Genomic DNA, 26,657 nt, shown 5'->3' on the forward strand with positions numbered 1-26,657 from the left:
GAATTCCGCAGCGACGCTTCTGTCGCCCGGAGACCGACCATGACTGCCCAGACCATCGGCGAGACCCTGTCCATCCGCCTCCACGCCGTGGAAGCGGCCATAGACGCCGCCCTTGTCGAGAGTTCCTCCCTGATGGCGCTCCTCCCCCAGGCACGGGCCGAGGCCTATCTGTCTGCCGTGACGGGCCAGCGCGCCTTCGACGGCGCCGCCGCTTCCATTGTCGCCCTGACGGAAGCCCGCTCGCACATGGTCGGCACCCACAACACCCTGGCTGCGCTCGCCCGAAAGCTGGGGTTGGAAACCCTGGCGGTCGGCCCGCTGGACAAGCCCGAAGACACGCCCCCGAACGGTGGCGGGATCACGGCTGCTTTCGCGCCAAAGGTAAACAAAGTCCTACCGCTTTCACCTGACGCGTGTTAAGCTTTCGTTCATCTGTTGCTTTTGGAGGGATACAGTAATGGAACGTGCCGAAATCGCTGCCGGCGTTGCCGGTGACCTGACTGCTACCGAACGTGCTGTCGATGCCGCGATCACCCAGGCGACGACCCTCGTTCAGTCGATGATCGGTGCTCGCGCCGCCCTGTCGATCTCGCCGGTGGCCTTCGCGGGTTCGCAGACCAAGGCCATGGAAACCATCGCCCAGCTCGCGGCCGCCCGTGACGCCATCGTCGCATGCCATGCTGAACTCCAGAAAGATCACCGTCGCATGGGCTGGGGCACCTACGCCATCGGCCCGCTCGACAAGCCCGACGAAGGCTGGCCCGACGAGACCAAGGTTCAGCCGGAAAAGGCCGAAGCCGTCACGCGTCGTCTCCGCGCCGTCTGAATTCGACGTAATGTTCGCTTCCAGTCATTTCGGTTGGAAGCGATTCACGACAGGATCGCCCTCGTGTCATTCGGCACGAGGGCGTTCTTATGTTTGATTCCCTATGGTCCCAGGTGGGCGCGATCATCGTGGTCGGCGTCTGCGTGTTCGCCTTCCTGAAGGGTGACGAGCCCGAGCGGATCGCGGCCGGGGCCTATATCCTGGGCTGGTTCGCCTCGATGCTGCTGCAGACGGACGGCGAGCTCTACGAGGTGCAGTGGGGCGTCTTTGCCGTCGACACCGCCATGCTCCTGGTCCTGGTCGGCCTGATCTGGAAGTCGAAGAAGACCTGGCCGGTCTGGGCCGCCGCATGCGACCTTCTGATCGTGATGAGCCACGTCGTCCTGATGATCGACGTCCGGCCTCCGATGATGGCCTTCCTGACCGTTCTGAACCTGGCCGGCTACGGCGTCCTCATCTCCCTGGCCATCGGCACTTTCTGGGCCTGGCAGGAGCGCAGGGCGGCGGGTCTGGAATAACCATTCCGGACTAGGCTTATATTCTTACTTCGACTATGCTGTGGGCGAATCAGTGCGAGCTTCGTCCGCCCATGCCCCTGTCCCATGCCAAGATCTGGAAAGCCGTCGACAATCTGGCGCGGCGCGAGGGGCTGTCGGCGTCGGGGCTGGCGATCCGCGCAGGACTGGATTCGACCAGCTTCAACCCGTCCAAACGGTTCGGCCCCGGTGATCCCCCCCGCCCGCGCTGGCCGTCGACCGAAAGCTTGACGCGGGTGCTGGAGGCGACGCGGATATCGCTCGGCGATTTCGCCGATCTCGCCGAGGACGCCTCCGCTCCGGCGACCCTGCCTCTGCTGGGGCTGGCCCAGGCCGGGGCCGACGGCTTCTTCGACGATGCGGGACTGCCCACCGGCGACGGTTGGGAACAGACCGAAATGCCCCGCGCCGCAGAGGGCCGGTTCAGCCTGGAGATTTCGGGCGATTCGATGGTCCCCCTGTATCGCCCCGGCGACCGCGTCATCGTCGATCCGACCCAGACCGCGGTGCGCAAGGGCGACCGGGTCGTGGTCCGAACCACCGACGGCGAGACGGTGGCCAAGGAAATCCTGGCCCTCACCGCCCGCACCGTGACGCTCGGGTCGATCAATCCGGCCTATGAGCCTCGCACCGTCCCGCGCCGCCAGATCGCCTGGATGGCGCGGATACTCTGGGTCAGCCAGTAGGCTACGAAAAAGGGCCGCCCCTTTCGGAACGGCCCTCTCATCTAAGTCAGCCTGTCAGGCCTAGTTGGCGCCGACGTAGCGGGCGTTGACCCAACCGCCGCCGGCGATCTGGACCCACTCGCCTTCCGAACCCGCAGCGCTGAAGGGCTGGCCGGCCGACAGGCGCGACACGACCCGGTAGTTGGTGCCCGGGCCCGAACGGACGTTCAGGTTCGAGAGCGCGCGGTACTGGCCACCGGTCGAAACCTGGGTGGCCCGGGCGCGCTGCTGGTTGCAACCGATGTAGGAACCGGCCGCTGCACCGGCCGCACCGCCGGCGACGGCACCCAGGGCGCGTTCGTTGCTGGAAATACGGCTGCCGGCCAGGGCGCCGATCACGCCGCCGATCACGGCACCGGCCTGCTGGCGGCCACCGGGAGCGTCACAGCTGGTGATGCCGTTCGACTGGGCGGATGCGGCCATCGGGGCGGCCGTGATGAGGGAAGCCATCGCAGCAGCGGTGGCCAGGGTGATCTTGAATGTCTTCGACATGGCTCTCTCCATTTCATCGAGGTTGGTCGATGGCTGCACAATGCCCGACCCCACATGAAGGCTCCCGGAGCTTCACCGTTATTTTCGGTTCATGTACGGCCGCAGACATTTCCGCCACAGTCACGCTTGGCTGGCAAGCTCCCCGTTAGCCCCGGCCTCGATCAGCTGAACGGTCTGCGACAGGCCATAGATGGCCGCGAACGAGCCGAACCTGGGCCCCTGCGACGCGCCCAGCAGCACCTCGTACAGCGCCCCGAACCAGCCGCGCAGCGGCTCGAACCCGTGTTCCTTGCCCACCGCATAGACCTCGCCCTGGATCAGCTCTCCGTCGGTCGTATCCGTCGGCAGCGCCTTCAGCCGCCCCGCCAGGTCCAGCAACGCCGCCTTCTCCTTGTCGTCGGGCAGGCGATAGGACTTCGACGGCTTCACGAAGTCCTCGTAGTAGTTCAGCGCCCGCTCCATCAACTGGTCCAGCAACGGCTCGTTCTCGGGCGTCGCCTCGGGCAGGTATTTCGCAAAATAGGCCCACAGCTGCGCCTTGGACGAGGCATTGGCCACGCCGACCAGGTTCAGCAGCAGGGCGAACGACACCGGCGAGGTGTGGGTCGGAGGCGCACCCGCATGGATCGACCAGACGGCGTTGTCGATCCGCTTGGCCGGCTCCTGGGTCTTGTAGGCCTCGATCGCGGTCAGATAATCGTCGATCGCGCGCGGGATGACGTTGAAATGCAGGCTCTTGGCCGACTTGGGCGACTGGAACATGTACCACGACAGGCTCTCGGGCGTGCCGTACCTCAGCCACTGCTCCATGGTCAGGCCATTGCCCTTGGACTTGGAGATCTTCTTGCCTTCGACGTCCAGGAACAGTTCGTAGTTGAAGCCCTCCGGCGGCGTCCCACCCAGCGCCCGACAGACCTTCGACGATTCCCGCACACTCTCGATCAGGTCCTTGCCCGACATCTCGTAATCGACGTCCAGCGCGACCCAGCGCATGGCCCAGTCCGGCTTCCACTGCAGCTTCACATGGCCGCCGGTGACGGGAACCGTCGTCTCCCCCGACACCGGGTCGTCGAAGGTGATCGTCCCGGCCTCGACGTCGCGGCTCAGCGTCGGCACCTGCAACACATGCCCCGTCGCCGGACTGACCGGCAGGAAGGGTGAATAGGTCGCCCGGCGTTCCTCGCCCAGGGTCGGAAGCATGATCGCCTGCACCGCATCGAACCGCGCAAGCAGGGTCAGCAGCACCCCGTCGAACCGCCCCGACCGATACTGCTCGGTCGACGACAGGAACTCGTAGTCGAAGCCGAACCCGTCGAGGAACGCCCTCAGACGCGCATTGTTGTGGGCTCCGAAACTGTCGTGCGTCCCGAACGGATCGCGCACCACCGTCAACGGCTTGTGCAGATCCTCGGCCAGCATCTCGGGGTTCGGGATACCCTCCGGCACCTTCCTCAACCCGTCCATGTCGTCGCTGAATGCCACCAGACGCGTCGGCCAGTGATCCCCGGTCAGCGCCCGGAACGCATTGCGCACCATCGTCGTCCGCGCCACCTCGCCGAAAGTGCCCATATGCGGCAGGCCCGACGGGCCATATCCGGTCTCCAGAACCACCGGCCGTTGCAGGGCAGGAAACGTCGCCAACGCCTCGTCCGCCTTGCCGTCGTCGATCAGCGCCCGGGCCGCCGCCACATCCTCCGCCGCCAGCCGCTTCTTCAGCACATGGGCCAGCAGATTACGGGCCTGTTCAAACGGCCAGGACTTGGCGTCGCGCGCCAGGGTTTCGAGGTTCTGCAACATGGCGGCGGTTTGCAGCCCCCCCGCGCAAGCGTCAATGACCGGCGGGCGGGAAATGAGCCACGGATCCGGCAGCGTCCTTGCAGGGAACCGATGCCGACTCCCCCCGGCGTCCCGAAAGTGAACACCGTGCCCGACCCCCGTGAGTCCTCTCCAGCCTATCCCCCGGACCTCAGGGCCCTGACCAGCCTGCGCATCTTCCTGGCGGTCGGGGTCGTGCTGTTCCATTTCCAGCTCCAGACCGATCACGCCCTGGGCTACAGCGCCATCGTAGAGCGCAGCCGTCTGGCCGTGGACGCCTTCTTCATGCTGTCCGGCTTCATCATGGCCCATGTCTACGGCGCGGCCTTCGCAGCCGGAACCTTCAGCTACCGCCAGTTCATCGTCGCCCGGATCGCCCGGCTGTATCCGCTGCATCTCGTCGTTCTGGGGGCCACCCTGGTCATGGTCGTCGTCGCCACCGTGCTGGGCGTCGCCTATGAGGCCCGGACCTATTCGGCCCAGGGCTTTGTCGAAGCGGTCTTCCTCGTTCACGCCTGGTTCCCGACCGACGTCGGCATCAACTGGAACGGCCCGACCTGGTCGCTGTCGGCGGAGTGGTTCGCCTATCTGACCTTTCCGCTGTTTGCCGCGATCGCGCTGAAACTTCGCCAGCGACCGTTTGTGTTGCTGCTGGTCGGCGTCGCGGGCTTTCTGCTGCTGGACGCCGTGTATCGTCATCAGTTCGGCAAGGTCCTGCCGCGCGCGGAGGACGTCATGGGCATCGCCCGCGTCGCACCGGAGTTCCTGATCGGCATGGCCCTGTACGGCATCGGCAGCCGCATCCGCGCGACGCGGGCGCTGGCGATCACCGCCTCCATCGTCTCGACCGTCGTCCTGCTGGCAGCCATGCACCTCAGCCTGGACGACCGGATCATCGTGGGTCTGGCCGCCCCGGTCATCCTGGCCTGGTCGCTGCTGGCCAAGGCCGGGTGCGAGGGCGTGCTCGCGTCGCGCCCCCTGGTGTTCGCGGGCGAGGCGTCGTTTGCCCTCTATATCGTCCATATGCCGGTTCTCATCGCCTGGAAGAGCCTGACGTCGGAGCTCCGCGGCATCGACAGCGGCTTCGTCGTCACCCTGCCCGAACTGGCCGGCGTGTTCGCCACCGCCCTGATCGTCGCCGTCGCGATGCACCTCGCGGTCGAGACCCCCGGCCGTCGCTGGATCCGCAAGCGGTTTGGCAGGCAGACGCGACGCACCCTGCCCGAGGACCTTTCCCCCGGCCTGACGACCCCGGCCCGCTAGGCTTCGTCGGCGGCGATCGTGGCCCTGGACGCGTTGCACAGGGCGACGGATGCCTTGAGCTGGTCCGGCGTCAGCTCATCGAAGAAGGGCAGGGTCGAAGCCATCATCTGCTCGGCCGCCCCTTCGTCCGGCAGGGCCCGCTTCAGCCCGGCCTGGAACGCCGCCTTGGCGGCGGCGAGCGCGGCGCGGTCACCCTGCGCCCGGCCCTGTTCGATCGCTGCGTCCAGATGCTCGTTCACCGCCAGGCAGCTGGACCAGCTCGGATGATTGATCGGCTGATCCGTCTCCGTATAGGTGCCGGGAATCGGGCCCACCCGCGCCTCGGACGCAGCGGCCTCCTCGGGCGTCGAAGGGGCGGGCATCGCGGCGGTCGAGCCGGGGGCAGAGGTGCCCGGCGCTTCGGCCAGCGGCTCCGGCGATTTCTCGGCGTCGGAGGGTGTGCAGGCGGCGACGCCCAGACTTGCAACGGCGCAGATCACGAACAGCTTTGATTTCAACCTGGTATCCCCAAATCGTTACGCCGTCACCGTGAGCCGCTCCAGCCCTGACGTCAAACGCCTTGACCGCCGGCTCACCCGTCGTCATTGCCCGCGCCTGATGAAGACCGCCGATTTCGATTTCGATCTGCCTGAGGACCGCATTGCCCTGCGGCCCGCCGAGCCGCGCGATTCCGCCCGCCTGCTGGTGGTTCAGGATGGAAACCTCTCCGACCACACGATCCGCGACCTGCCCGGCTTCCTGCGCCCCGGCGACGCGCTGGTGTTCAACGACACCCGGGTGATCCCCGCCCGACTTTCGGGAGTCCGCGAGCGTATCGGCCCGGATGGCGAAACCCTGACCGTCGCCGTCGAGGCCACACTTCACCACCGCGACGCCCCTGACCAATGGTCCGCCTTCATGAAGCCGGGCAAGCGGCTGAAGGCGGGCGACCGGATCGTTTTCCAGACCCTGACCGCCACCGTCACCGACAAGTCCGAAGACGGCCTCGTCACTCTGCGCTTCGACGTCGCGGGACCTGCGCTGGACGAGGCGATCCGCTCCGTCGGCGTCATGCCCCTGCCCCCCTATATCGCCGCCAAACGCCCTGAGGACGACCGCGACCTGAGCGACTATCAGACCGTCTTCGCCGAACACGACGGCTCCGTCGCCGCCCCCACGGCCGGCCTGCACTTCACACCCGCCCTGCTCGAGGCCGTCCGTGCCTCCGGCGTTTCGACCCAAGCGGTCACGCTCCACGTCGGAGCCGGCACCTTCCTGCCGGTCAAGGCCGACGACACCTCCGACCACCGGATGCACTCCGAATGGGGCGAGGTCTCCGCCGACACCGCCGCCGCCCTCAACGCCGTGCGCGCACGTGGCGGCCGCATCGTCTGCGTCGGCACCACCTCGCTGCGCCTGCTGGAATCGGCCGCGACCCCGGACGGGGTGATCCACCCCTTCCACGGCGACACCGCCATCTTCATCACGCCCGGCTATCGGTTCCGCGCCGCCGACGTGCTGATCACGAACTTCCACCTGCCGAAATCGACCCTGTTCATGCTCGTCTCGGCGTTCGCAGGTCTGGAGACGATGAAGACCGCCTACGCCCACGCTATCGCTGATGGATACCGGTTCTATTCCTACGGCGACGGATCGCTGCTGTTTCGCGCCTAGTCTCCCTCTCCCCATGGGAGAGGAGATCGGTTAGGGGCTCGCCTATGCCCTTCCCCTTCGACATCTCCGCCACCGAGGGCCGCGCCCGCACCGGCGTCCTCAGGACCCCGCGAGGCGACATCCGCACCCCCGCCTTCATGCCGGTCGGCACCGCCGCCACCGTCAAGGCGATGACGGTCGAACAGGTCAAGGCGACCGGCGCCGACATCCTGCTGGGCAATACCTATCACCTGATGCTGCGCCCCGGTCCCGAGCGGATGGAACGGCTGGGCGGCCTGCATAAATTCATGGGCTGGGACAAACCCATCCTGACCGATAGCGGCGGCTTCCAGGTCATGTCCCTGGCCGGGATCTCCAAGGTCAAGGAAGACGCCGTCACCTTTGCCAGCCACATCGACGGATCGAAGCACGTCCTGTCACCCGAACGCTCGATCGAGATCCAGGCCGACCGCATCGGTGCCGACATCTCCATGCAGCTCGACCAGTGCGTCGCCTACCCGGCCGCGAAGCCCGCCGCCAAGGCCGCCATGGAACTGTCCGTCCGCTGGGGTGCCCGCTCGAAAGCCGCCTTCGGCACCCGCGAGACCCAGGCCCTGTTCGGCATCCAGCAGGGCTCGACCTTCGAGGATCTGCGCCGCCAGTCGTCCGAACAGCTTCAGGAGATCGGCTTCGACGGCTACGCCATCGGCGGCCTGGCCGTCGGCGAGGGCCACCAGGCCATGTGCGAGGTCCTCGACTACGCTCCGGACATGCTGCCGTCCGACCGCCCCCGCTATCTGATGGGGGTCGGCAAGCCGATCGACCTGGTCGAGGCGGTGTGGCGCGGCGTCGACATGTTCGACTGCGTCCTGCCCACACGGGCCGGTCGCCACGGCCAGGCCTGGACCTGGGACGGCCCCATGAACCTCAAGAATGCGCGCTTCGCCGAGGACCAGGACCCGCTCGACCCCACCATCGACGGGCCGTCATCGCAGTATTCAAAGGCCTATCTGCATCACCTGATCCGCGCCGACGAGATCCTCGGCAAGACCCTGCTCAGCTGGCACAACATCGCCTTCTTCCAGGCCCTGACGGCGGCGATGCGCGAGGCGATCCAGCACGGCCGCTTCGAGCAGTTCCGCCGTGACTTCCACGCCCGCCACACCTCGAACTGAGGCCCGCCATGATCCGACTGTTCGCTGTCCTGGTCCTGTTTCTCGGAGCCTGGACCCTGCCTGCCTCGTCCCAGACGGCACCGTCCCTCTTCGATGAAGCCGCGGAGCGCGCGACGATCCTCGATACGGTCGCGACCATGCAGGCCGCATGGAATCGCGGCGACTACGAAGGCTATATGCAGGGCTTCAAGAACCCGGACGTGATCTTCGTCTCGGGGGGCAAGATCAAGAACGGCTGGCAGGGCGCGCTGGACGACTACATCCGCAACTACGGTCCGACGCCCGACAGCCGGGGCACCCTGACCTTCTACGACATGACGGTGGAGTTTCTCAGCCCCGACGCCGCCCAGCTGATCGGCCACTATCGCCTCGAGCGGCCCGAACGTCCGATGGAGGGAATCAACACCCGCCTGTTCCGCAAGATCGACGGCCGCTGGGTCATCGCACTCAACCACGTCTCGGCCTATGAAGTCGCGCCGTGACAACGGTTTCCTACCGGTGAGTTGGATTATCGTGAGTAGAATCGTCGACCTTAGCGTTGTTTAAGCAATATTTAGCTTGACGGTGGCGCAACGCCATCGCCAAAAGCTACTCATGAGTAGATATTCCTGCCTCGTGACCTCGGTCGCCATCCTCGCCGCGCCTGCCGTGCTCGCTGCACCTGCCGACGCACAGACCCCCTCCGCCTCGGCCGTCGCCGACGTCGTCGTCACCGCCGAGCGGCGCGACCGCAGCCTGGCTCGCACCCCCCTGTCCGTGACCGTCGCGGCCCAACCCCTGCTGGCTGGCGCAGGAGTCACCGACATCAAGGACCTGGCCATCCTGGCACCCGGCCTGCTGGTCGCCTCGACCTCGAACCAGACCTTCACCACGGCCCGCATCCGGGGCGTCGGCACGGTCGGCGACAATCCGGGCCTGGAGAGCTCGGTTGGCGTTGTCGTGGACGGCGTCTTCCGCGCCCGCAACGGGGTGGCACTGGGCGACCTCGGCGAGGTGGATCGGATCGAGGTGCTGCGCGGCCCGCAATCGACCCTGTTCGGCCAGAACACCACCGCCGGCCTGATCAATGTCGTCACCGCCCTGCCCCGCTTCACCCCGTCGGCGACGGCCGAAGCCACGCTGGGCAACTACGGTGCCTACGGCGGCTCCCTGTCCCTGACCGGCCCGCTGATCGAGGATCGACTGGCCGGACGGCTGTACCTCTCGGCCCGGCGACGCGACGGCTTCTACGGCGTCCGCACCGGGGCCGGCCCCCGCACCCGCACCGACGATCAGAACGAGGCCTATGAGACCGCCCGCGCCCAGTTGCTGTGGGCCCCCGCCGACCGGGTCCAGGTGCGCTTCGTCGCCGACTACAGCCACCGCGACGAATACTGCTGCATCGGGGTGCAGCTGAGGACCGGCCCGACCGCCGGCATCCTGGCCCTGCTCAGCCCGGACGGCGGCGTCGACACGACGCCCGACCCCGAGGCCCGCGTCGGCTATGCCAACCGCGCCACGCGTACCCGGATCGAGGACGGGGGCCTGGCCATCCACAACCGGATCGAGACCCGGTTCGGCCGCGTCGAGACCACTACCTCGGCCCGTCGCTGGGATGCAAGGCTCAGCCAGGACTGGGACTTCACCTCCGCCGACATCGCCGTGCGCCCCGACGACGGCAGCTGGTCCAACCGCTTCGACACCCTCAGCCACGAAGCCCGCCTGACCGGCGCTCGCGGCCCGATCGACTACACCGTGGGCCTGTATCTGGCGCGCGAGACCCTGCACCGCCGCGACGCCTTCCAGTACGGCACGGCCTACGAGGACTACCTCGGGCGCGTCCTGACCCGTTCGGCGGCGAACCCTGTCGGGCTGGCAGGCCACGTCTCGACCCTGACCGGCCTGCCCGTCGGGCGCAGCTTCGTCGCGGGCCAGGGTCAGAAGGACACCTACGACCAGACCGCCGACACCGCCGCCCTGTTCGGACAGACCACCTGGCAGGCCACCGACCGCCTCGGACTGACCCTGGGCCTGAGATACTCCAGCGTCGGCAAGGACCTCGACGCCCGTTACGTCAACACCGACGGCGGCGCGGCCTGCGCGGCGGCTCTGGCGCGGGGCATCACCAATGCCACCCTGTGCCTGCCCTGGGCCAACCCGGCCTTCAACGGGCGGGTCGTGTCCGAGAGCCAGACCGACGCCGGCTGGTCCGGCGTGGGCCGCATCGAATACCGACTGGCCGACGGTGTGCTGACCTATGCCTCATGGTCGCGGGGTCGAAAGAGCGCGGGCTACAACCTGGACCGGGCCCAGACCGGGCTGGTCCCCGACGCCTCGACCGCCTTCGCGCCCGAGACCGTGGACGCTGCCGAAGCCGGCCTGCGCGCCACGGGACAGGACGGCCGGGTATCCGTCGCCGTCAGCGCCTTTCACCAGCGCTATGAGGATTTCCAGCTCAACACCTTCCTCGGCACGACCTTCCTGGTCCGCTCGATCCCCGAGGTGACCGCCAAGGGTGCCGAAATCGAATGGACCGCCCGCCCGAGCGAAGGCCTGAGCCTGCAAGGCGGCCTGGCCTATGCCCAGACCGAATACGGCGATCAGCCCGTCGCGGGCCTACCCCTGCTGGCCGGGTCGCGACTGTCGTTCGCGCCCCTGTGGTCCGGCACCCTGTCCGGCGTGTACGAACGCCCCATCGCCGGCGGCCTTACGGCACGCGCCACCCTCGCGACCAAATATTCGTCGGCCTACAACACGGGCTCGGACCTGGCCCCCGAAAAGGTGCAACAGGCCTACTGGCTAAGCAACGGCTCACTCGCTGTCAGCGACCCGGCCGCCGGCTGGTCCGTGGAACTCTGGGGCCGCAACCTGTCGGACGAAACCTACTCACAGGTCGCCTTCGGCGCGCCGTTCCAGACGGGAACCCTGGGTGCCTTCCTCGGTGCCCCGCGCACCGTGGGCGTTACCCTGCGGCTGACGCGTTAGGTCTCACAGGGCCGCCGCGTACAGCGCCCGTGCCTGATCCTGATCGATCGGCACGGGGTTGTTGACCAGCAGCCGCTGCTGCTTCATCGCCTCGGCCGCCAGCAGATCGAGATCGGCTTCCGTGACGCCAACCATCGACAGACGGTCGGCCAGTCCGCACTCGGCGCACATGGTCGTCAGCGCCTCGATCAGCCCCTGCCCCCTGGCTTCGCGAGAACGTCCGGCCAGCGCCGGCGAGACGATCCCGGCCAGTTCCGCATAGTGGTCCAGCGCCGCCGCCATGTTGTGCCCCAGCACGTGCGGCAGCATCAGGGCGTTCGACAAGCCGTGCGGCACATGGAAATGCCCGCCCAGCGGATAGGCCAGGGCATGGACCCCCGCCACTGGCGCATTGGCAAACGCCACCCCCGCCAGATGCGCGCCCAGCAGCATCGCCCCGCGCGCGTCCCGATCCTGCCCGTCCCTGACGGCGGTCAGCAGGTTACGGCTCAACAGATCCAGCGCCTGTCGCGCCATCATGTCGGACATCGGGTTCTTGAGGCGCACCGAGGTAAAGGCCTCGATCGCGTGAACCATGGCGTCCACACCCGTCGCCGCGGTGATGTGGGGCGGCAGCCCCACCGTCAGTTCGGCGTCCAGAATGGCCCAGTCGGCATAGAGGGCGGCCGACACCACCCCCTTCTTCTCCGCCCCGCCGACCGTGACGATGGCCACGGCGGTGGCCTCGGACCCGGTCCCCGCCGTCGTCGGGATCAGGACCAGCGGAAGCCGTCGTCCCCGGGCCTGATCGACGCCGTATATGGTCTCCAGCGCATCGCCCGAGCCGATCAGATAGGCGACCAGCTTGGCCACATCCATCGGACTGCCGCCACCCAGACCGACCACTGAACCAACGCCTGCGGACCGCCCGGCCTCGACCGCCGCCAGCACCGTCGCCGCCGACGGATCGGCCTCGACCGCATCGAAGATCACCACCGAACGCCCGGCGCCTTCCAGCGCCCGGATCGCCTGATCACACAGCCTCAGCCGACGAACACCGGCGTCGGTGACGAGCAGGACAGCCCCCTCCGGCGTCAGATCGGCCAGCCGGCCGCATCCGCCCGCCCCGAGATGAAGCCGGGGTCCATAGTTGAAATCAAAGGCCTGCATGGCTGTCGTTCCGTCCGTCGTCTCCGATGACAGTCGGGGCTACGACCCTGTCAGTCAAACTCAAGGTGGCAGTGGAGTTGTGACGCTGTCGCCTTGCCCCGGGTCCGCTAGCCAGGTGCCCGCAACACGCCCGCGACGGCTTCCTCGATCATCAGGCTCTGGAGATCCAGCGAGCCACGGTCAAAGAAGGGGTCAAGAAGTTCAAACCGCAACAGCCGCGCCAGGCCGAAGATCGACGTCCAGAAAGAGACAGCCCTCACTACGTTCTGCTCGCCCTCAGCCCCTCCACGCGCGGCGGCGATCGCGTCTACCACGATGTCAAACGCCTGGCGGAAAGCCGGGCTGAGTGCCGGATCGACCGGATGCGTCAGCTCGCTCTCGTACATCAGCTCAAACAGATGAGGGTTCTCGAGGCTGAAGGCGATGAAGCCCCGCGCGAGGTCGGCGAGCACGCGTCTCGGATCGGCAGCGCCGTCACGGACGATCTTGGCGGCAGCACCGTTAAGTTGCCTGAAGCCTTCGAGGGCAAGGGCGCAGAGCAGGCCCCGGCGCGTCCCGAAATGGTAGTATGGCGCACCGGGCGACAGGTTCGCGCAAATCGCCAGCGCCCTGACCGATATCGAGGCGTGGCCCGCCGTTCGCAGATGGTCGAGCCCGCAACGCAAAAGATCGCGCTTTGAATCCTCGCCGCTGGAATCCTGCGTCGCTGCGTTGGAACTACCGGTGTCCATAGGTCCGTCATTGCCCGCGAAGTGGGGGAGTGACAAGCCTCGCCTCCTCGTTTAATCAGTGATTAATTGATCAGTGATTAACAACTGCGAGGGGATGGAAATGGCGGAATCCAGAGGGCGTATTGCGGTCATCGGGGCGGGGCCGGGGGGCATGGCAGCAGCCCTGGCACTGTTCCGCCAAGGGTTCGAGGTTTCGATCTATGAGCGGTTCGCCGAGGTCAAGGCGGCCGGAAACATCCTCAACCTGTGGCCGCCTCCCCAGAAGGTTCTGAAGATCATCGGTGTCGATACGACCGACCTCGGAGCGCCCTGCCACACGATCTTCGCCAACGCCAAAGGCAGGCTGCGCGCCGACGTGAGGCTGCCGGCCGAGGTCGAGGAGGAGTATGGAGGCGGTTTCATCGGCCTGCTTCGGTGGGGTCTCTACCAGCGAATGCTGGCGGCCTTGCCTGAGGGGGTCCTCCGGTTGAGCCACAACCTGACGGGCCTGGAGGATCTCGGCGAGACGGTGAAACTCACTTTTGAAGGTCGCGAACCGGTCGTCGCCGACCTCGTGATCGGCGCGGATGGCATCAATTCATCTGTCCGGAAATCGCTGTGGGGCGACACCCCCATTCGACGGCAGTTTCTCCATCTGGTTGGCGGCTGGCTCTACGATGAGGGCGGAGCCTCGGGCGAAGGTGTGATCGCGCACAACCGCACGACCCAGGTCAGCTACACTCCGATCCGCCACGAGGGCCGGTGGGGCTTTGAATGGTGGGTGCTGGAAGCGTTCAGGGACAGGGACCCTGTTCCGGTCGACCTCTTGGGCTTCTGCCAGAAGCGCGCCGTGGAGTTCTCGCCGCTCGTCCGGGAACTGATCGACCGGACGCCGGTCGAAAACATGCAGCGATGGGAAATCCGCGATCGCCCGCCGATCAGGCAATGGTCCAGGGGCCGTGCCACCCTGGTCGGCGACGCCGCCCACCCGACGTCACCCTACGCGGCCTACGGCGCCGGCATGTCGATCGAGGACGGCTATTTTCTGGCCCGGGAACTGGGAGTAATCGACATGCACGACACCCAGGCGGTCAAGGGGGCCCTGCAGGCCTACGAGGATCGGCGCAAACCCCATACGGCCTATGTGTCGCAACTTGCGTACAAGGTCGGCCGGATGTTCCACCATCTGCCCGGACCTTTACGGCCCCTGAGGGACCAGATCTTCGACCGAACCCCCTTCCTGCAACGGATGGTAGGCGATCAGATGCCGGCACAGATCCTCAGCCAGTTGGCTGAGATCGAGGAAAGCGGACAGCCGATGGTACGTCCTCTCGGGCTCGAACCGAGGACCCTCTGATTAAAAGTCAGATGCTCTAACCAACTGAGCTAAGGACGCGCACTATCGGGTGGGCCTTCTGTTCGATCACGGCCTCCGGGTCAAGACCAGATCAGGCGGCCTGCACCAGTTCGTCGGTCCCGACAGCCGGCGTGCAGGCCTCCGCCAGGGTCCGGGCCAGCACGACGGGGTCGATCGGCTTGGTCAGGAAGGCCTGGGCTCCAACCTCGTCCCAGGCGGCGCGGTGGACGTCCATGGCGTTGGCGGTCAGGGCGATCAGGGGCGTGTCGCGGTTCACGCCGCCACTGCGGATGCCGCGCGAGGCCTCCAGCCCGTCCATGACCGGCATCTGCATGTCCATCAGGATGGCGTCGAACACCTGGGTCTGACAGATGGCCACGGCCTCGGCCCCGTTCTCGACGAGGGTCAGCACGCAGCCGTGCGGTTCCAGCAGCAGGCTGAGGATACGCCGGTTTACCGCATGGTCGTCGGCGGCCAGCACCTGACGGCCGCGCAGGGCTCCCGCGTCGGCGACCCGGCGGGCCTTGTCCTGGGCCGGAGCCATGACGACGGCCTCGGCCGGCAAACGCACGGTGAAGGTCGAGCCCTGGTCGACCACGCTGGTCACCGTCAGGTCACCGCCCATCATCTCGGCGAGCCGGCGGCTGATGGCCAGACCCAGGCCGGTGCCGCCATAGCGTCGCGTCGTGCCGACATCGGCCTGCTCGAAACTGTCGAAGATGTGGGCCAGTCGATCCTCGGGGATGCCACAGCCGGTGTCGGCGACGGCCAGGATCAAGGTCGCGTTCGACGCTTCCCAGGCGACGCTTACCGTCACCTCCCCTTCGCGCGTGAACTTCAGGGCATTGGACAGCAGGTTGAACAGGATCTGCTGGAAGCGCAGGGCATCGGTCACGATGCCGTCCGGTGTGTCGTCGGCGATGTCGAACCGCAGTCCGACGCCGCCCGCCTCGGCCTTGGGTTCCCACAACCGTTGGAGCGACGTCAGCCGCGCCCTTACATCCATCGGGGCCTGTTCGAGATGCATCTTGCCCGCCTCGATCTTGGAGAAGTCGAGCACGTCGTTGAGCAGGCCGACGAGGACGTCGCCCGCGTCGATCAGCATCATCACATGCTCGCGCTGCTCGGCATCCAGCCGGGTACGCCGCAGCAGGTTGGCCGCCGAGATCACCGCATTCATCGGCGTGCGGATCTCGTGGCTGACGACCGCGAGAAAGTCGGACTTGGCGGCGCTGGCCGCATCGGCCTTTTGCCGGGCTTCGCGGGCCTCGGCATTCGCAGCCTGGAGGCCCGAAGTGGTCGCCGAACTCTGGCGGACGGCGACGACCAGATGGCTCATGTAGAGCAGGCCGCCGACCATGATCAGCAGTTCGGCCGGGCGGTGCTCCAGGATGGCTGTCGCGATGGGCAGGCCGGCGAAATAAAGGGCGTGGGGAATGACCGCCGACAGCAGCAGGGCGCGGGTATGATGCATGTGCAGGCTGACGTGCAGCAGCCCACCGGCGGCCTGGATCATCGCGAAGATGCGACCCTCTTCGCCGCCGTAGAACCACAGGTAGCCCGTTATGCCGCCGTAGACGACGACGTTCAGCGCTGCCAGCGTGCAGCAGGCGATCTTGTAGGCCTGCGAGGGCTCTCGCTCTGGTGCTCGTCGCAGTTCACGACAGACCAGCCAATCCGCGCCCTGGAAGACCAGAACGGCGGCGACCCAGACGACAGGCCAGATCGACGGCGCCAGGATCCAGGCCACGAGACCGATGAACGCAGCCAGCGCCAGCCGCGAGCCGAGTTCGCGGGCGCGCACCTGTGCGGCCATGGCGTATCCGGATATCGTCATGGGGCCTCGCTTCGCATCGCACCGTTGTACGAACCAAACACCAAGGATTCGTTGCCTTGAGCGGCCGATGCCCGCTATGGATCGGCTCTGTCCAAAGCCACGACCGCGAAGACGCGGGGAAGACATCGATGATCAAAAGACTCGTTCTGGCTCTGGCCTTCGGTGCCGTCGCCCTCGCCGGCTGCGATGAGCCTCGCCCCGCTCAGGAAGAAACTGCACCGCCGCCGATGGAGGCTCCGGTTCCACCGCCGGTCGAGCCTCCGGTGCCGACAACGCCCCCACCGTCCACCACCGACAACTCCAGCCTGCCCGCTGACCAGCGCGCTTCCGAAGAAACGGTCAAGCCCGAGAGCGAGACGCTGTTCTACTGACCGCCGCTTCAGACCGGCGCCTTATGGGTGCCACGACGGGGTGATTTCACCCGCACGCGTCACCCAGGTGACGCGTTGACGAAGGTTCGGGATTGATCGCACGGCCCTCCCCGCAGTCCGGCTGGAACGCGACTGTCGCACGCGCTCCGCAGTCCACTGCGATCGGCGTCGCGACCCTTGCGCTGTTGACGCTCGCCGCTCCAGCCCAAGCTGACCCCAAGGCCCAGATTCGCGGCGATCTGGACGACACATTGCGTGCCCAGCTGGTCCGTGCCGTGGGCGAGGCCGACGGCGCGCCCACCAACAGGTTCGAGGCCCGCCGACGCGCCCGGTCCGCCGTCGAAGCCGCCGAGGCCCTGCTGCGATCCGAAGGTTACTACCAGCCGACGCTGGATGACGTGGTCGAGGGCGATGAGACCCCGGTCGCCATCGTCTCGGTCATTCCCGGTCGTCGCTTCCTGCTGGGCCCGCCGGCCATCGAATGGATCGCGCCCGAGCCGGAACGAGGTGCCGCCGCAGCGGCAGCCGCCGAAGTCGGCCTGACCCCCGGTGATCCCGGTCGCGCCGTCGATGTCATCGCGGGCGAGGGCCGTATCGTCGCGGGCCTGACCCGTCGGGGCTATGCCGATGCGGCGACCCAGCCCCGCCGTGTCGTCGTGGACCACGCCGCATTTACCGTTCAGCCCACCTATCGCGTCACCTCCGGGCCGCTGGCCCGGCTGGACGGGATCAGGCTCGAGACCGAGGGTGGGACGCGTCAGAACTGGGTCGCCGGCCTCGCGCCCTGGGCCGAGGGTGACCGGTTCGATCCGGAAAAGGTCGCCGAGCTGGAACGGCGCCTGCTGGACACCGGCGTCTATGACACCGTCGGCGTGGCGCTGGCCCCGGCGGACCAGACCAATGCGGCCGGCAACCGCCCCGTCATCGTCACCCTGGCCGATCGGCCGAGGCGTGTTCTCGAGGCCGGGATCACCCTGTCCACCGCCCAGGCGACGGTGACGACCGGGGCCACGACCTCGGTCACCGGCGGCTCGGCCGTCGAAGCGATCTCGACCTGGTACAATCGCTTCGGTCGCGCCGACACCCTGCGCTGGCAGGCGCGCCTGGCCACGATCGACAGCCGTCTGGGCGTGGACCTGTCCCTGCCGCACTGGCGCCGGCCGGCCCAGACGCTGAAGCTGGCCACCGCCCTGGTCAACGAGAACACCGACGCCTACAGCCGCCTCGCCGCGACCGTGTCCGCGGACCTCCAGCAGCGCATCGGCAAGACCTCCTGGATCAGCTATGGCGTCGGCCTGGATGTCGGTCGATATGACGAAAGTCGCTTCGATCCACTGACCCAGGCACCGATCCGCCTGAACCGCGAGCTGGCCATCCTGACGGGACGCGCCGGAGCCTATCTGGATCGCTCCAACGATCCGCTGAACCCGACGACGGGCTACCGCTTCACCCTGAACGTCCAGCCGACGGCCGTGGCGGGCGACGACACGGTGCTTTTCCTGCGCACCGAGACACAGGCCACGCTCTATCGCCCCGTGATGGACCGCACCGTCCTGGCCGGGCGTATCCGGCTGGGCTCCATCCTGGGCGGGGACGAACTGACGGTGCCGGCCGATCGCCTGTTCTACTCCGGCGGTGGCGGTTCGGTGCGTGGATACGGCTATCAGGACGTGGGGCCGCGCCTGCCTGACAACACGCCGCGCGGCGGGATCTCCCTGTTCGAGACCTCGCTGGAGGTGCGCCGCGACATCGGTCAGAGCTTCGGTGCCGTGGCCTTCGTCGATGCCGGTGCGATCGGCTTTGACGAGGCCCCGGACCTGTCGAACATGCGCTACGCCGTCGGTGTCGGGGCCCGCTACAAGCTGCCCTTCGGCCCGGTTCGCGCCGACATCGCCTTCCCCATCAGCCCGCGCGAGGGCGATCCGACCTTCCAGGTCTATATCAGCATCGGTCAGGCGTTTTGACCGACCCGACCGCGCCAGAACCTGAAGCCGAAACGCCCGCTAAGGCTGAAAAGCGCCGCCGCACCCGGCTGCAGCTCGCCGCCTTCATCGGCGGGATCACGGCGGCGGTTCTGGCCGTACTGATCCTGGTGCTGCTGGTGGGCGGCCGGATGTATCTGCTGTCCGATTCCGGTCGCGGCCTCGTCACCTCCTTCATCGCCGGCAAGAAGATCAGCCGCTATGGCCGCATCAACGTCGAGGGCGTCACCGGCGACCTGTTCGACGACTTCACCATCCGCCGCCTGACCATCACCGACCAGAAGGGCGTCTGGCTGGAAGCGGCCGACGTCCGGGTCGACTGGTCCTACCCGGCCCTGATCGCACGCCGCTTTCACGCCACCGACATCAGTGCCCGCACCATCCGTCTGGTCCGTCGCCCCGAGCTCGATCCGCCGGACGGCAAGCCGCCCCAGCCCATGCCCATCTCGATCGACATCGACCGGTTCGCGGCCAACATTGAACTGCTGGAAGGCTTCTCGAAGGAATACGGCCGCTGGCGCCTGACCGGGTCGGCCGACGTCCCCCGCTCGGGTGCCAAGGACGCGACCGTCAACGCCTACAGCCTGAACCGGCCCGGCGACTTCCTGCGCGTCGCCGCCACGCTAGGTGCCAAGGTCGAGGACACGCGTCTGAATCTGCGCGCCCAGGAAGCGCAGGGCGGCCCGATCGCCGGAGCCCTGGGCTATTCACCGGACCAGCCGTTCACGGCCACCGCCCTGGTCAATGGCGAGATCGTCGATGCCGTGGTCCGCACCGGCACCTTCACCCCCCTGACGATCAAGGGCCACTACGGCAAGGCCGGTTCGCGGATCAGCGGCTATGCCGACTTCAGCGGCTCGGACCTGCTGGAACCCTTCGTCGAACGCATCGGCCGCACCGCCCGCTTCGGCTTCGCCGCCGTCCCTGACGCCAACCGCAAGGACGTCCAGGGCGTCGCCTGGCGTCTGATGGCCGAGAACCTGACCTCGAGCGCCCAGGGCCTGATCGACCTGTCCGACCGCTCCGCCCCGGACGGCGTGCAGGTCGAGGTCTCGACTCCTTCGCTGAGTCGATTGATCAAGTTCAACCTGGCGGGCCCGGCGGCCTGGACCGGCGTATTCACCGGCGACGCCTCGACATGGGCGCTCGACGGCCGCGTCGATCTCCAGAACACCGACCTCATCAGCTATCGCTCCGCCCGGATCGCAGGCCCACTGACCGTGCGCGCCGCCGCCGGTCGCTACGACATCGACACCGACGCCCAGGTCACCGGTGGTGTGACTGAGGGCCTGATCGGCGCCCTGCTGGGCTCGACCCCTCGCATCAAGGCCGAGACCGCCCTGCTTAAGGACGGCGTCTTCCTGTTCGAGAAACTGGACCTGCAAGGTCTGGCCCTGACCTTCGAGGGATCGGGAACGCGCAACCTGCTGGGCGGCCTGGGTTTCCGGGGCAACGCCCGCATCACCGACTTCGGCAAGATCTGGCCCGGCGCAAAAGGCCAGGTCGGCGGTGTCGTCACCGCCCGCGCGCCGCCCCGGGGTATGCCCTGGGACCTGACCTTCGACGGTCGCGGCACCCGCATCGTCACGGGCCAGGCCGAGACCGACCGCCTGCTGGGCCCGACCCCGCGCCTGCAGTTCGCCGGCCTGATGCAGAACAACCGGATCGAGGTGAACTCGGCGACCGTCACCGGTGCGGCCGGCACGGCCAATGCCAAGGGCCTGATGGGTTTTGACGGCTCGCTGCGGCTGGCGCTCGACTGGAACGCGCGCGGCCCGTTCGGCGTGGGCCCCGTCGCCATCGACGGGGCCATGACCGGCGAGGGTGCCCTGACCGGCACCCTCGCTGAGCCGCGCGTCGACCTGACCGCCGACTTCGACAAGGTCGCGGCCGGGCCCCTGACCCTGCTGAACACCCACATGATCCTGAGCTTCCGCAAGGGCGCCGACGCCTCCGACGGCCGGATCACCCTCGCCGCAGGTTCCAACTACGGCCCGGCCACGGCCTCGGGGAATTTCTTCCTCGGCGGCCCGGCCATCCGGCTGACCGACGTCGACCTGAACGCCGGCGGCGTGGTGGCCCAGGGGGCAATCGCCCTGTCGAACAATGTCCCCTCCAGCGCCGACCTGACCTTCAGCGCCCGCCCCGGTGCCTTCATCACCTCGGGCAGCGCCGAGGGCCGGGTCCGCCTGACCGAAGGGGCCGGGAATGACACCGCAATTCTTGATGTCACGGCCCGCAACGCCCGCCTGGCCGGCACGACCTGGACGGTTCGGTCGCTGGACCTGAACGGACGCGGCACCCTGTCGAACCTGCCCTTCACCCTGTCCATGGATGTCGGTGGTGCCACCCCCGTCCAGTTCAACGGCGGCGGGGTCTATTCCCGCAACGACGTGGGCCAGGCCGTGACCCTGCGCGGCGGTGGACGGGTGCGAGAGGTCGCCTTCCTGACCCGCAATCCGGCCGTGGTCACCCTGACTGCCGATGGTCACGCCGCCCGGTTCGACCTCGGCATCGGCGGCGGCGTGCTGCAAGGCGAACTGCGCCAGACGACCGAGGCGGTGGTCCTGGACGCCGACCTGTCCGCCGTCGAACTGGGCTCCATCGCCCCCGACCTGCGCGGCTCGGTCACCGGAAAGATCGCCCTGCGCGGCGCGGGGGCCAGCCTGTCCGGCTCGGCCGACATGGCCCTGGCCCAGGTCCGCAGCATCGACGCCCCGCGCGGTCTGGCGGTGGACGGCACCGTCAACGCCACCCTGAACGACAGCGTCCTGCGCATCCAGGCCCAGGCGCACGACGACACCGCCGTGCGCGCCAGCGCCGACCTCAGCCTGCCGGTCGAGGCCTCGGCCGCCCCGTTCCGCCTCGCCATCGTGCGCACCCGGCCAATGTCGGGCAAGATCGACCTGCACGGCCAGATCCAGCCGATCTGGGATCTGTTCCTGGGCGGCGAGCGCTCGCTGGCGGGTCAGGTGGACTTGGACGCCACCATCGCCGGCACCATGGCGGCACCGCGCATCAACGGCCGTATGGACGTGGCCCAGGGGTCTTTCCGCGACAACGCCACCAGGGTCGTCCTCAACGGCATGACACTGGCCGGACGGTTCGACGACACCACCGCCCTGGTCGAGACCTTCAGCGCCAACGACGGGTCGGGCGGCACGGTCTCGGGCGATGGCCGCATCGGCCTGCGCGAGGGTTCGGGCTCCAGCTTCGAGCTGAACCTCAACCGCTTCCGCATCATCGACAACGACATCGCCGAGGCCCGCGCTTCCGGCCCCATTACCGTCGTCCGCTCCGAGGGCGGCAACATCCGTCTGGCCGGCCAGATGAACATTGACGAGGCCCGGATCGAGGCCAATCCACCCGGCTCGAACGGCGTCGTCCGCATGGACGTGATCGAGATCAACAAGCCCGGCGGCGACGAGACCGAGGACGAACAGGTCCAGCGCCAGCGCGGGCCCCAGTTCAACCTCGACATCGGCCTGCGTTCGGTGGGCGGCAATGTCCGGGTCGTCGGTCGCGGCCTGAATGTCGTGCTCGGCGTCAACGCCCAGGTTACCGGCACGATCGCCCAGCCCAACCTGAGCGGGACCGCCCGCATCGTGCGCGGCGACTATGAGTTCGCCGGCAAACGCTTCGTGTTCGACGACCGGGGCACGGTGTCCCTGTCGACCGACCCGGCCAGGATTCGCCTTAACCTTTCGGCGGTGCGCGAGGACCCCGCCCTGACCGCCACCATCCGCGTCACCGGCACCGCCGCCGCGCCCGAGATCGCCCTGACCTCGACGCCGCAACTGCCCCAGGACGAGATCCTGGCCCAGGTCCTGTTCGGCCGCTCGGCCTCGCAGCTGTCACCCTTCGAGGCGGCCCAGCTGGCGGCGGGGGTCGCGTCCCTGGCCGGCGGTGGGGGTTTCGACGTGATCGGCAATCTGCGCGAACTGGCCGGGCTGGACCGGCTGTCCTTCGGCGGCGAGGCCTCGGCCCTGACCGTCGCGGGCGGCCGCTACATCACCAACAATGTCTATCTGGAGATCATCGGTGGCGGCGAGGGCGGCGCGGCGGTGAACCTCGAATGGCAGGTCCGCCGGAACCTGACGGTCAGCTCAAAATTCGGTGGCACGGGCGAAGCGACCCTGTCCATCCGCTGGCGCCGCTCGACCCGGCCGCCGAGGGAAGCGACGCGGCAGTAGCTCTCCCTCCCCCTTGTGGGGAGGGCAGATCGCGAAGCGATCGGGTGGGGACGGCAAGGCGAGCCAGACACCGCGACTTCCATGCACCCACCTATGCTGATCAAAGGCAGGTTGGGTGCGGCAATACACTACGGCGCTGTCTTGCCTTGCCCTTCCCACCCGGTCTCCGCTTCGCTTTGACCACCCTCCCCCGAGCGGGAGGGAGAAGGTCACACCACCTCCAGCACCGTCTCCACGGGACGCCCGATCCGCGCGCCCTTGGCCGTCTCCACGATCGGCCGCTCGACCAGCACCGGCTCGGCGATCATCGCCGCCATGATCGCCGCATCATCGGCTCCGGAGGCCAGCAGCGCCTTCGCCCCCTCCTCCTTGGTCCGCAGCAGGCCACGCACGCCACTACCCGTCGCGGCCCCCAGCCGCTCCAGCGTCGCCCGATCCCAGCCCACCTTCATGTAGTCGACCACCAACGGCGACAGCCCCCGCTCCTTCAAGAGAGCGAGGGCCGCGCGCGACGTGCTGCACGTCGGCTTGTGATAGATCGTGACCGTCACGCTCAGCGCGCAGCGTCCATCTGAAGCTGGTCCAGCTTCTTGATGCCCTTCAGGCCGGTGACGTGCAGAATGATCTGGATCACCATGATCACACCCGACAGCGCGACCTGCCACATCGGGGTCACTGGCGCGTTCGGGTTCATCGCCGCCGCGAACGGTGAAGCCACCACGCTCAACAGACCCAGCGCCAGCAGGGCCAGGAACAGGAAGGCGACCCATTTCTTGGGTGAGCGCCACTGGATGAAGGCGAAGACGGCCTGAACCACGATCATCGCGTAACCGAACCAGATCGTCCCCTGCATCGTCGCCTCCACGATCGCACCCGCGCCGGGGGTCTGAGCCTCGGCTGCCGCAATGGCTTCGGCGGCGATATGCGGCTGGGTGGCCATCCAGACGGCCCCGATGATGCCGACGATCACCCCGATGATGATCGAGATCGCGCTGGCGCGGGCGGCCTTTTCGGCCTCCGCTTCGGTGGTCACGGGGGTCGTGGGCAACAAATGGGTCATCGCTTCCTCTCCAAGAATGTAAAGCGACCTTAACACCCGAATATGGCGAGTAAAGCCGTATCTGCATCGCGCCGAGCGCTGCGCTTCACCTTTGCCGTCGATCTCGCTAGGGTCCGGCGATGCGGATTCTCCAGCCCGATCAGGCCGTCCTCGACCATGTCGCAGCGGCCGAAGCCACGATCGTGGGCCGCACGATCGACTGGGCCGAGATCAACTCCGGCAGCCGCAACACCGATGGCCTGAACGCCGTGCTCGACATCCTGGACGCCCAGGGTCGCCGCCTGCCCGCCGAGGTCATCCGCATCCCGACCCAGGGCTCCACCACCGTCGGTGACGATGGCGCGGTGCAGGCCGTCGCCCACGCAGACGCCCTTCGGATCACTGCCCGCGCGTCCGCCCCCATCCAGGTCGTCCTGACCGGCCACTACGACACCGTCTTCCCGGCCGATAGCCGCTTCCAGTCGGTGACCACGCGCTCCGACGGTGCCCTGAACGGTCCCGGCGTCGCCGACATGAAGGGCGGGATCTCGGTCATGCTGGCTGCGCTGGACGCCTTCGAGACCCACCCCGACCGCGCCAACCTCGGCTGGACCGTCCTGCTCAGCCCCGACGAAGAGATCGGCTCCCCCGCCTCCGCCCCCCTGCTGGCCGAGCTCGGTGCGGCGGGCCACGTCGGCATGACCTATGAGCCCGCGCTCGCCGACGGCACCATGGCGGGGGCCCGAAAAGGCAGCGGCAACTATCACCTGATCGTCACCGGCCGTGCCGCCCACGCCGGCCGCGCCTTCCACGAGGGGGCCAATGCCATCGCCGGTGCCGCCATCATCGCCGCCGCCCTTCACGCCCTGAACGGCCGCCGCGAAGGCGTCACCGTCAATGTCGCAAAGATCAGCGGCGGCGGGGCCCTGAACGTCGTCGCCGACAACGCCGTGGTCCGCTTCAACGTCCGCGTCCCCGATGCGCAATCCGCCGCCTGGATCACCGACGCCGTCGCCGAGATCGTCGCTGCGCCCCCATTCGAGGGCCTGACGCTGGACCTGCACGGCGGCATGACCCGCGCGCCCAAGCCGATGGATGCGTCGCAGACCGCCCTGTTCGAGGCCGTCCGAGCCACGGGTGCTTTGCTCGGCCAGCCCATCGCCTGGACCCCGTCCGGCGGCGTCTGCGAGGGCAACAACCTTCACGCCGCCGGCCTGCCCAACATCGACACCCTCGGCGTCCGTGGCGGCGACATCCATTCGGACCAGGAGTTCGCCTGGCCCGACAGCTTCGTCGAGCGGGCCCAGCTGTCGGCTCTGATCCTGTGCAAGCTGGCCACCGGCGAGATCGACGCGCACGAACTGAAACGCCTGCGTCTGGAGACGATGTAGATGCTCGTCGTCCGCCCCGCCGGTCCCGCCGACCTCGACCATCTGCTGGAGCTCGCCATCCTGTCGGGCCCCGGCTTCACCAGCCTGCCCGAAGACCCGGACCAGTTGACCGATCGCCTGGACCTGAGCCGCGACAGCTTCACCGGCAGCCTTCCGCCCCAGGAACGCTGGTACACATTGATGCTCGAGGAGAGCGACACCGGCGACGTCGACGGCATAGGCAGCGTCAAGGCCGCCGTCGGCCTGAAACGCCCCTTCTTCTCCTATCGGGTGGTCAACAACGCCTCGTCCTCGCCCTCGCTGGACATCAAGATCGAGCATCAGACCCTCGTCCTGGTCAACGAATGCACCGGCTGGTCCGAGGTCGGCTCCCTGTTCCTCAAGGCCGACCGGCGAAAGGGCGGGGCCGGCCGTCTGCTCAGCCAATCCCGCTACATGTTGATCGGCGCCGAGCCCGAGCTGTTCGCCGAGACCGTCCTGGCCGAGCTAAGGGGCGTCTTCACCCCCGACGGTGCCTGCCCGTTCTGGGACCATGTGGCCCACAAATTCTTCCCGATGGAGTTCGACCAGGCCGACATGATGACGGGCTCCACCGACAAACAGTTCATCCTCGACCTGGCCCCCCGCCACCCCATCTATGTCAACCTGTTGCCCGAGGCCGCGCGCGCTGTGATCGGCAAGGTCCATCCGCAAGGCGTCCCGGCCATGGCCCTGCTGGAGAGCGAGGGCTTCCGCCCCAACGGCCTGGTCGACATCTTCGACGCCGGCCCGACCGTGTCCTGTCCCCGCGACCACATCCGCACCGTCCGCGACGCCCGCCGCATGACCGTCGCCATCGCCCCAGAGGTCGAGGCCGAACTGCCGTCGCTGATCTCCACCGACTGCGTCGGCGCGTTCCGTGCTGTCCGCCAACGCGCATCGCTGGATGGCGACATCGCCACCCTGTCCTCCGAAACCGCCGACGCCCTCAGGGTCCGCGCGGGCGACACGATCAGGGTAAAGACGTGACGTTCCTTCCCCCCTTGCGGGGGTCGAGGGAGAGCGCATCGCGATCGACCGAGGTGGCTCGCGGAGCGAGACGGATGGGGGGTGTCCACCACCTGTCTGATCTCAGTCTCGCCCCCCTCTTCCACGCCCGATATCACCCCCCATCCGTCAGGCTCCGCCTGCCACCTTCCCCCGCAAGAGGGGGAAGGGGAG

At 67.8% G+C, this 26,657-nt stretch carries 23 protein-coding genes and 1 tRNA gene; 15 read left to right on the forward strand and 9 right to left on the reverse strand.

All coding sequences use genetic code 11. The annotated features are described in order from the left end of the window. Positions 1–39: 39 nt before the first annotated feature. From JHC99_RS01700 to JHC99_RS01715, 4 genes are all read left to right on the forward strand, one after another. A complete protein-coding gene (locus JHC99_RS01700; protein WP_292151742.1) occupies positions 40–420 on the forward strand; it encodes a hypothetical protein in 381 nt (126 codons plus the stop codon). A gap of 37 nt (positions 421–457) precedes the next feature. Beyond that, complete coding sequence (locus tag JHC99_RS01705) at positions 458–826, forward strand: hypothetical protein (protein ID WP_292151743.1); 369 nt, start codon at positions 458–460, stop codon at positions 824–826. An 89-nt stretch (positions 827–915) separates the two neighbouring features. Continuing rightward, positions 916–1,344: a hypothetical protein gene (locus JHC99_RS01710; protein ID WP_292151744.1), complete on the forward strand. Its 429-nt coding sequence runs from the start codon at positions 916–918 to the stop codon at positions 1,342–1,344. A 71-nt stretch (positions 1,345–1,415) separates the two neighbouring features. Beyond that, a complete protein-coding gene (locus JHC99_RS01715) occupies positions 1,416–2,048 on the forward strand; it encodes a helix-turn-helix transcriptional regulator (protein ID WP_292151745.1) in 633 nt (210 codons plus the stop codon). Positions 2,049–2,108: 60 nt separating this feature from the next. Here the strand turns inward: JHC99_RS01715 and JHC99_RS01720 are convergent, their stop codons facing one another. Beyond that, positions 2,109–2,579 (reverse strand): SH3 domain-containing protein, encoded by a 471-nt coding sequence (locus JHC99_RS01720; RefSeq protein WP_292151746.1) that lies wholly within the window; start codon positions 2,577–2,579, stop codon positions 2,109–2,111. Between the two features lie 120 nt (positions 2,580–2,699). Next, positions 2,700–4,376 (reverse strand): lysine--tRNA ligase, encoded by a 1,677-nt coding sequence (locus JHC99_RS01725; protein WP_292151747.1) that lies wholly within the window; start codon positions 4,374–4,376, stop codon positions 2,700–2,702. 90 nt (positions 4,377–4,466) lie between these two features. Here JHC99_RS01725 and JHC99_RS01730 point away from each other — a divergent pair, with 90 nt between their 5' ends. Beyond that, positions 4,467–5,657 (forward strand): acyltransferase, encoded by a 1,191-nt coding sequence (locus JHC99_RS01730; RefSeq protein ID WP_292151748.1) that lies wholly within the window; start codon positions 4,467–4,469, stop codon positions 5,655–5,657. Here the strand turns inward: JHC99_RS01730 and JHC99_RS01735 are convergent. Continuing rightward, positions 5,654–6,154, reverse strand: a complete 501-nt coding sequence (locus JHC99_RS01735; RefSeq protein WP_292151749.1) for a hypothetical protein — start codon at positions 6,152–6,154, stop codon at positions 5,654–5,656. The two genes, JHC99_RS01730 and JHC99_RS01735, sit on opposite strands and share 4 nt — an antisense overlap. A 100-nt stretch (positions 6,155–6,254) precedes the next feature. Between JHC99_RS01735 and queA the strand changes: the two genes are divergently transcribed. From queA to JHC99_RS01755, 4 genes are all read left to right on the forward strand, one after another. Beyond that, positions 6,255–7,310: a tRNA preQ1(34) S-adenosylmethionine ribosyltransferase-isomerase QueA gene (queA, locus tag JHC99_RS01740; RefSeq protein WP_292151750.1), complete on the forward strand. Its 1,056-nt coding sequence runs from the start codon at positions 6,255–6,257 to the stop codon at positions 7,308–7,310. A 44-nt stretch (positions 7,311–7,354) separates the two neighbouring features. After that, positions 7,355–8,464: a tRNA guanosine(34) transglycosylase Tgt gene (tgt, locus tag JHC99_RS01745; RefSeq protein ID WP_292151751.1), complete on the forward strand. Its 1,110-nt coding sequence runs from the start codon at positions 7,355–7,357 to the stop codon at positions 8,462–8,464. 8 nt (positions 8,465–8,472) lie between these two features. Continuing rightward, positions 8,473–8,946: a nuclear transport factor 2 family protein gene (locus JHC99_RS01750; RefSeq protein WP_292151752.1), complete on the forward strand. Its 474-nt coding sequence runs from the start codon at positions 8,473–8,475 to the stop codon at positions 8,944–8,946. Between the two features lie 112 nt (positions 8,947–9,058). Further along, a complete protein-coding gene (locus tag JHC99_RS01755) occupies positions 9,059–11,428 on the forward strand; it encodes a TonB-dependent receptor (RefSeq protein WP_292151753.1) in 2,370 nt (789 codons plus the stop codon). Between the two features lie 3 nt (positions 11,429–11,431). Here the strand turns inward: JHC99_RS01755 and JHC99_RS01760 are convergent, their stop codons facing one another. Together JHC99_RS01760 and JHC99_RS01765 are read right to left on the reverse strand one after the other, a co-directional pair. Beyond that, positions 11,432–12,577, reverse strand: coding sequence for an iron-containing alcohol dehydrogenase (locus JHC99_RS01760; RefSeq protein WP_292151754.1), 1,146 nt, complete (start codon positions 12,575–12,577; stop codon positions 11,432–11,434). 107 nt (positions 12,578–12,684) lie between these two features. Beyond that, positions 12,685–13,029, reverse strand: coding sequence for a TetR-like C-terminal domain-containing protein (locus JHC99_RS01765; RefSeq protein WP_292151755.1), 345 nt, complete (start codon positions 13,027–13,029; stop codon positions 12,685–12,687). Positions 13,030–13,408: 379 nt separating this feature from the next. Between JHC99_RS01765 and JHC99_RS01770 the strand changes: the two genes are divergently transcribed. After that, on the forward strand, positions 13,409–14,644 hold the full coding sequence (locus tag JHC99_RS01770; RefSeq protein WP_292151756.1) for an NAD(P)/FAD-dependent oxidoreductase: 1,236 nt from the start codon (positions 13,409–13,411) through the stop codon (positions 14,642–14,644). Here JHC99_RS01770 and JHC99_RS01775 read toward each other — a convergent pair. Both JHC99_RS01775 and JHC99_RS01780 read right to left on the reverse strand, forming a co-directional pair. After that, positions 14,607–14,683: transfer RNA gene (locus tag JHC99_RS01775), tRNA-Lys, on the reverse strand. The two genes, JHC99_RS01770 and JHC99_RS01775, sit on opposite strands and share 38 nt — an antisense overlap. Positions 14,684–14,735: 52 nt before the next feature. Then, positions 14,736–16,481, reverse strand: coding sequence for an ATP-binding protein (locus JHC99_RS01780; protein WP_292151757.1), 1,746 nt, complete (start codon positions 16,479–16,481; stop codon positions 14,736–14,738). Positions 16,482–16,609: 128 nt separating this feature from the next. On the opposite strand from JHC99_RS01780, the gene JHC99_RS01785 reads away from it, so the two are divergent. The 3 genes from JHC99_RS01785 to JHC99_RS01795 all read left to right on the forward strand — a co-directional run bounded on the left by JHC99_RS01785 (position 16,610) and on the right by JHC99_RS01795 (position 23,027). Continuing rightward, a complete protein-coding gene (locus JHC99_RS01785; RefSeq protein WP_292151758.1) occupies positions 16,610–16,852 on the forward strand; it encodes a hypothetical protein in 243 nt (80 codons plus the stop codon). A 92-nt stretch (positions 16,853–16,944) separates the two neighbouring features. Next, a complete protein-coding gene (locus tag JHC99_RS01790) occupies positions 16,945–18,816 on the forward strand; it encodes an autotransporter assembly complex family protein (RefSeq protein WP_366927697.1) in 1,872 nt (623 codons plus the stop codon). Then, complete coding sequence (locus JHC99_RS01795) at positions 18,813–23,027, forward strand: translocation/assembly module TamB domain-containing protein (RefSeq protein WP_292151759.1); 4,215 nt, start codon at positions 18,813–18,815, stop codon at positions 23,025–23,027. Before JHC99_RS01790 ends, JHC99_RS01795 begins: the two co-directional genes overlap by 4 nt. 209 nt (positions 23,028–23,236) lie before the next feature. On the opposite strand, the gene JHC99_RS01800 is transcribed toward JHC99_RS01795, so the two are convergent. Continuing rightward, a complete protein-coding gene (locus JHC99_RS01800) occupies positions 23,237–23,578 on the reverse strand; it encodes an ArsC/Spx/MgsR family protein (RefSeq protein ID WP_292151760.1) in 342 nt (113 codons plus the stop codon). Positions 23,579–23,580: 2 nt separating this feature from the next. Further along, positions 23,581–24,087, reverse strand: coding sequence for a hypothetical protein (locus JHC99_RS01805; protein WP_292151761.1), 507 nt, complete (start codon positions 24,085–24,087; stop codon positions 23,581–23,583). Between the two features lie 119 nt (positions 24,088–24,206). On the opposite strand from JHC99_RS01805, the gene JHC99_RS01810 reads away from it, so the two are divergent. Beyond that, on the forward strand, positions 24,207–25,457 hold the full coding sequence (locus JHC99_RS01810) for a hydrolase (RefSeq protein ID WP_292151762.1): 1,251 nt from the start codon (positions 24,207–24,209) through the stop codon (positions 25,455–25,457). Continuing rightward, positions 25,458–26,465: an arginine N-succinyltransferase gene (locus JHC99_RS01815; protein WP_292151763.1), complete on the forward strand. Its 1,008-nt coding sequence runs from the start codon at positions 25,458–25,460 to the stop codon at positions 26,463–26,465. Positions 26,466–26,657: the final 192 nt, after the last annotated feature.

It is taken from the genome of Brevundimonas sp., assembly GCF_016463485.1.
Lineage (GTDB): Bacteria > Pseudomonadota > Alphaproteobacteria > Caulobacterales > Caulobacteraceae > Brevundimonas.